Source organism: Flavobacterium sp. PL12, from assembly GCF_039123485.1.
Lineage (GTDB): Bacteria > Bacteroidota > Bacteroidia > Flavobacteriales > Flavobacteriaceae > Flavobacterium > Flavobacterium weaverense.
Genome location: NZ_JBANDI010000043.1, coordinates 1 through 7256, shown reverse-complemented (window position 1 = coordinate 7256; position 7256 = coordinate 1). Strand labels below are relative to the sequence as shown.

At 31.0% G+C, this 7256-nt stretch carries 4 protein-coding genes; 2 read left to right on the top strand and 2 right to left on the bottom strand.

Annotated features, from left to right (window positions below):
* Window positions 1-1032: 1032 nt before the first annotated feature.
* The gene (locus tag RCH19_RS14420; RefSeq protein ID WP_343023812.1) at window positions 1033-1950 is read right to left on the bottom strand and encodes a DUF6268 family outer membrane beta-barrel protein; all 918 of its coding nucleotides are present in this window, start codon (window positions 1948-1950) and stop codon (window positions 1033-1035) included.
* Between the two features lie 299 nt (window positions 1951-2249).
* Between RCH19_RS14420 and pafA the strand changes: the two genes are divergently transcribed.
* On the top strand, window positions 2250-3863 hold the full coding sequence (pafA, locus tag RCH19_RS14415; RefSeq protein WP_343023811.1) for an alkaline phosphatase PafA: 1614 nt from the start codon (window positions 2250-2252) through the stop codon (window positions 3861-3863).
* Window positions 3864-4316: 453 nt separating this feature from the next.
* On the opposite strand, the gene lysA is transcribed toward pafA, so the two are convergent.
* On the bottom strand, window positions 4317-5537 hold the full coding sequence (gene lysA, locus RCH19_RS14410; RefSeq protein ID WP_343023810.1) for a diaminopimelate decarboxylase: 1221 nt from the start codon (window positions 5535-5537) through the stop codon (window positions 4317-4319).
* 417 nt (window positions 5538-5954) lie between these two features.
* Between lysA and sucC the strand changes: the two genes are divergently transcribed.
* Entirely contained in the window at window positions 5955-7148 is a 1194-nt protein-coding gene (sucC, locus tag RCH19_RS14405) for an ADP-forming succinate--CoA ligase subunit beta (protein WP_121925660.1), read from the top strand.
* Window positions 7149-7256 lie beyond the last annotated feature (108 nt).

Here is a 7256-nt window from a genome sequence, read left to right as displayed (position 1 = left end):
TGATTAGTTCGCTGTAGGAATCTTGCATTTGCTATAATTTGGAATCACAAATATCTAGATTTTAATATTTCCCCACAACATTATGTATTGATCCAAAGATTTACCGAACAGAGAAGCTAATCCCGAAACTTCGGGAAGCCTGCGCAGATGGTACTGCAGTTATGTGGGAGAGTATGGAGTCGCCTTTCTTTAAAAACCATTCATTAGTAAGATGAAGGGTTTTTTGTTTTGTAAAAAGTTGGGAAGATATAACTAATTCAATTCGTAAAGCTAAAATTTTTGTTTACGCGCAATTCGACCTATTTCTTTTGATGAATATAATTGTTTATTTTAAATTCAATTGTCTTAGGTTTGTGAAAAATAGTTTTAAAATACTACTTTGACAGTAGTCATGAATTATCCGATATATACGATTCTAATGAATTAGTTTTTTCTAATCAAATCTTTACGGATTGATGAAGCAACTTATCTTATATCGAAATCGGAAATTGTAATACTAAATTTATAAGCTCATATAAAGCCTTTTATTTAGAATAGTCAATTACTTCTTAGCGGGTCTTATTAGTATCGATAAAATAATTATTTTTGCTGGTGGAGGTAGTTTACGACCGTAGTGTTAATAATTTACACTGGTAACACTTTCTTAATATTTTTTATTTTTCAGTTAAATTATATGGTCAAGTCTTTTTATGTTAGACCTAAAATGAATAGGAAAATAATTAAAAGCTTTTCATAGAGCTCACTTTATTACGAGATTCTATCTTTACAGTTACAATAGATATTTCGGCGTTGTAACATATTTATATTCGAAATTTGAATGCTATTATTATCAGATTGCTGAAAACTCCTGCAAGTAATTTTCTGTTTTAAAAAAAGGTACTAGTAACGAGTACTATCGATATTAGTTAAATTCATCAAATTCATTATAATTCATAATGAATTAATATGCTTTTATTTTGAGCTCAGTACATAAACTATTTTTGTGCCTCAAATAAATAATGCAGTTGACAAACTAAAAGCTGACTTAAAGCTTTATTTTCTCTCCCTATTAGTTGGAATGTCAAAACGGTAGATAGCTTCGGCTTTTAGTAAAACACTGCTATTTAAATTATTATTTAATTTTGTTCTATTATTTCCGAATTTTACAGGAGTTAGAGATAGATCAATTTTATCGGAAATGTTATATACGTCATAACTGTTTGCTGAATAACCTACTTTTAATCTTAAAAGTAAATTTTTTAAGAAAGAATTATTTTCTACATAAGTTGAAAACTCTAGTGTGCTATTTTCAGCATACGTGGAAGGATGTTTATTGTCATGTAGTTTAAATGTTTCAGAAATTCCTTTATAATCAATTCCTACTTTAAAGTTTTCTGACAAAGCCAAATTAGCGTCAAAAATTCCTGGCATCAACGCAGTAATTTCAAATTTTGAATTGGGACTTAAATAATACATTCCAATCAAAGGTGTAATAAAATATCCAAAAGCTTCGGTGCCAGTGTAAACTCCAAATTTGTAATTAAGTGTTTTACGCTTTTTATAAGTCCAAAAAGCAATTCCTCCCATATAAATATCTTTGGAATTTAAATTTTTGTAATCAGATGAAATTACTGGAAGTAAAACATATGTTCCTGTCCATTTGTCAGAGTGCTCCGTAGTCAAGCCTAATTTAAGTCTTGTGTAATACAAATTTGTGTTTTCTTCTTTTGGGAATAACTGCAGTTTCTTAATACTAAAATCAAATCCTGTAATAATTGCTGTTTTAGTATTTATCACAATTGGCAATATAACTTTCGAATCAAATATTGATATTGAAGTACTTTCATCACTGTTTTTAAATTTTGTATCTCCAGTTTTAGAGTAATTAACAGTTATAACATCGACATATTCTTGAGCACTACTTATCATTGGAAGTAATGCGATTATCAAACCTAGTAATTTTTTTAGCATGGTATAAATATAGCTTTTTTTCTTAAAAGATAATAACTTTTAGAATTGATTGAAATATCGATTATGGTTTTATTTTTAGACAGGTAATCATTTGTTTGAAAGGGAGTATTTACACTTTTTTAACATTAAAAATATATTATTTAGGTTTACAGATTAATATAGTATAAATTAAAAATTATTAATTTATCAGAAAGAATGATAGAGAAGATATTAATATACTAAAAGGAATTTCTACTTGTTTTGTAGAGAGTTTAGTTGAACTTTAATTTGTATTTTTGTTTAAATTATAAAATCACAATATGAAAAAGATTGTTTTGTTTTTGGTATTTGTTTTGTCTGTTAATTTACAAGCACAGCAGCGTCCCAAATTAGTGGTAGGTATTGTAGTTGATCAAATGAAAACGGAATATTTATATCGCTTTTCAGATGACTTCTCCGCAAATGGATTTAAAAGATTGATGGATAATGGTTATACTTTTCATAACATGCATTATAATTATATGCCGACTTACACAGCTCCTGGTCACGCCAGTATTTATACAGGTGCGACTCCTTCAGTTCACGGTATAGTAGGTAATGGATGGTTTAATCGTACTTCAGGTAAACAAATGTACTGTACAGATGATGCTAGTGTGTCTACACTAGGAAACGGCACAAAAGAAGAGGGCGCAATGTCGCCACTAAATTTGCAGGCAACTACTGTCACAGACGAATTGAAAATGGCGACTAATTTTAAAGGTAAAGTCATTGGTATGAGCATGAAAGATCGAGGAGCTATATTACCAGCAGGACATTTTGCTGATTGGGCATTTTGGTTTAGTAGCACAGGAGCTTTTATCTCTAGTTCTTTTTACGGAAAGGAACTACCTAATTGGGTAACTAAGTTTAATGATGAAAAAAAGTTTATGCCTTATTTAAATAAAGGATGGGATTTATATAAACCTGCCTCTACTTATAATGAAAGTATGGCTGATAACAATCCATATGAAGGTAAGCTTTATGGAAGTGAAACTCCAACTATGCCTTACAATCTTAAAAATATGTATGATAAAAATGGTGCTGGAGTAATTCGCTCAACTCCATTTGGGAATGATCTTTTGGCTGAGTTTGCGAAGGAAGCAATTGTTAGAGAAGAATTAGGTAAAGATAATATTACTGATTTTTTAACTGTAAGTTTTTCTAGCACTGACTATGTTGGTCATTTGCTAGGACCACGTTCTATGGAATTACAAGATACTTACTTGCGTTTAGATCAGACTATTGCTGACTTTTTAACTTATTTAGATAAAACGGTTGGTAAAGATAATTATTTGCTTTTTTTAACCGCTGATCATGCAGGTGCTGAAAATGTTGGATACTTAAAAGATAATAAATATGCAGTTGATTACATTAGTGCTAAAAACATTCGAAAGAGCTTAACTGAATTTTCGACTAAAACATTTGGTGCTGATTTAGTTTTAAATTATTCAAACTTTAATTTATTTTTTAATAAGGAAGTAATTAAAAGTAAAGGATTAGATCTTATGAAAGTAAAACAGTCCTTTAAGGATTATTTAATGACACAAGATTATATAAAACGCGTTTACACTGAAGAGGAAATTCTATCTTCAACTGGTGCTGATTACTTTTTGAATTTTATTTTCAAGGGATATGATCCTACTCAAAATGGAGATTTAGTTTTACTTGAAAAAACAGGTTATTCAGAACATGCTTTACTTGGGACCTCACACGGAACACCATTCTCGTATGACACGCATGTTCCTGCAATATTTTATGGTTGGAATATTAAGGCAGGAGAGTCCTTTTCTAAAGAAGAAATAACTTCAATTGCACCTACAATTTCTCAAAAAATTAAAATTTCCTTCCCAAATGGTACTGAATCGAATGTACTAGAAGAAGTTTTAAATAAATAGTCAATTTATTTTCTTTTTACAAGGCTGTATCAATTTTGATATAGCCTTTTTTTTTGGTTAAAACTGTGTTCAAATAAAAGATAATTTACATATCGATACAATCATTTAAATGTAAAGCTAGCTTGCATCATGATAAAAGTACTTCAAATGAGAATTGTGCGAAGTAGTTTTTTGTAGATTGCTGTTCCGCATTATAATTGGCTGAATACCGAAATATTTGCAGAGGAATAAAGATTCAACAAATTATCTACTAGAATTTTTTGAATTTTATACAAAAGGAAAAAGGCACAAAAGAAGATTCTTATTAGAAAACCTTTAAAAAAAATAATTTTCATCTAGATTTTCACTTGAAAGTTAAAGAAAAAACGAGTTGTATTTTTATGAATTTTCGTTGACAAAAAAACGGGACTAAATTTACTTTAGTCCCGTTTTTATTAACATTTTTTTTATTATCTATTCTGCGTTTACTGCAGTTGGTAGTGGTATTTGATTCTTCATTAAGTCTTCAAAAGTTTCGTGCGCTCTAATTAAATGTCCCTCACCATTCATCCACAAAACTTCTGCTGGCTTATAACGGGAGTTGTAGTTCGAAGCCATTGAAAAACAGTAAGCACCTGCATTTCTAAAGCATAATATGTCTCCTTCTTTTATCTCTGAAATTCTTCTATTATTAGCGAAAGTATCAGTCTCACAAATGTATCCTACAACAGAGTAAAAACGCTCTTTTCCTTTCGGATTTGATATGTTTTCAATGTGATGTTGCGAACCATATAACATAGGTCTAATTAAGTGGTTAAAACCGCTATCAATTCCAGCAAATACAGTAGAAGTAGTTTGTTTCACCACATTAACTTTTGCTAAAAAGAAGCCTGCTTCACTTACTAAAAACTTTCCTGGTTCAAATATCAACGTTAGCTCTTTACCATATTCTGTGCAGAAAGCATTAAATCTTTTTGATAATTTTTTACCTAATTCTTCAATATCAGTTTCAATATCATCTTTTTTATACGGCACTTTAAAACCACTTCCAAAGTCTAAGAATTCAAGGTTTTTAAAACTTTTTGCTGCATCAAACAATATTTCTGCTGCGTATAAAAACACTTCAATATCAAGTATGTCAGATCCGGTATGCATGTGTATTCCTACGATGTTCATTTTCGTATTTTCAACGATTCGAACTAAGTGCGGTAATTGATGAACTGAAATACCAAATTTACTATCAATATGTCCTACGGAAATATTTGCATTACCTCCAGCCATTACGTGAGGATTTATTCGGATGCAAACAGGCACATTTGGATATTTTGTTCCAAATTGCTCTAATATCGATAAATTATCAATATTGATTTGGACACCCATAGCATTTACTTCCTCAATTTCTTCTAATGAAACTCCATTAGGAGTATAGAATATTTTATCCGGCTCGTAACCTGCATGCAGTCCTAACATTACCTCTTGAATAGATACAGTGTCAAGACCTGATCCCATTTCTCGTAATAATTGAAGAATAGCGACATTTGAAAGCGCTTTCATAGCGTAATTGATGCGTAGCTTATTGACTTTCGAAAAAGCTTTTGATAATCTGTTGTATTGAGATTTTATTTTTTCGGCGTCGTACACGTATAATGGACTACCGTATTGTTGTGCTAGATGAACTAAGTCTTTTGATTGCATGGTCGTTAATTTTTGGCAAATTTATTACTCTTTCTTTAGTCGTACAAGTTAATAAATGATTTTGAACAAAATATAACAAAAAGTTTTAAATTGAACATTATTTTTAAAATTTGTATTTACTTTTTTCGAAAGTGATTTAGAAAATTTTAGAGTCGGCAGTCTAGCGATGTTATTTATGTAGTAGTGCAGCGAAGTATTTTTAATTTTAGTCAAAATTTAATAGTTGGTACACCCTACTTTAAAAGTGTATTTTAAACTTGTAAATAATTTTAAAACTACAATTTATCACTTCCTTCTTAGATAGGTAGCTATTATCTTTTTTTTAGTATCAAAACATTTCTCTATTCAGATGAATTTTGCTATTTTTGTCGCACTTTTATTCTGAAAGAAATTCAGAAGCCAGACAAATTCTATATTATGAACATACACGAATATCAAGGAAAAGAGATTTTAGCAAGCTACGGAGTTCGCATTCAACGCGGAATCATTGCAAATAGCGCAGCAGAAGCTGTAGAAGCTGCAAAACAATTAACTACTGAAACAGGTACAAGTTGGTATGTTGTAAAAGCCCAAGTTCATGCAGGTGGACGTGGAAAAGGTGGAGGAGTAAAACTTGCCAAAAACTTACAACAAGTAGAAGAAATTGCAGGACAAATTATCGGAATGCAATTAGTTACACCTCAGACTTCGGCTGAAGGTAAAAAAGTAAGTACAGTATTAATTGCAGAAGATGTTTACTATCCTGGTGAAAGTGAAACTTCTGAGTTTTATGTTTCTGTATTATTAAACAGAGCTACTGGACGTAACATGATTATGTATTCGACTGAAGGTGGAATGGATATTGAAGAAGTTGCTGAGCACACACCACATTTAATCTTTACTGAGGAAATTGATCCTTCTGTAGGATTGCAAGGTTTTCAAGCTAGAAGAATTGCTTTTAACTTAGGTCTTTCTGGAAATGCTTTCAAAGAAATGGTGAAATTTATCGATTCTTTATACAACGCTTATATTGGATCTGATGCTTCGATGTTTGAAATTAACCCAGTTTTAAAAACATCTGACAATAAAATAATGGCTGTAGATGCTAAAGTAAATATCGATGATAATGCTTTATACAGACAAACTAAATATGCTGAAATGCGCGACATTCGTGAGGAGAATCCAATCGAAGTTGAAGCAAAAGAAGTAGGATTAAACTATGTAGATCTTGATGGTACTGTAGGATGTATGGTGAACGGAGCTGGTCTAGCAATGGCAACTATGGATTTAATCAAGTATGCTGGTTTTGAGCCTGCAAACTTTCTTGACGTAGGTGGAACTGCTGATGCAAAGCGTGTTGAAACTGCTTTCCGTATTATCTTAAAAGATCCTAATGTAAAAGCAATTTTGATTAATATTTTTGGAGGTATCGTTCGTTGTGACCGTGTAGCTCAAGGTGTTGTTGATGCTTACAAAAACATGGGTGACGCTATAAAAGTGCCAATTATTGTTCGTTTACAAGGTACTAATGCTGCTATTGCAAAAGAATTAATTGATAATTCAGGAATGCCTATTTTATCTGCTGTGGAATTCCAAGAGGCTGCAGACCAAGTTAAAGCTGCACTTTCTTAATTACTTAACTGTTTGTCTAGTCCTAAAAAAACGATACAGGATTAATAAAATAAATATACAAATTATTAAACAGTAGTGAGCAAAAGTTTACTACTGTTTTTTGTTTTA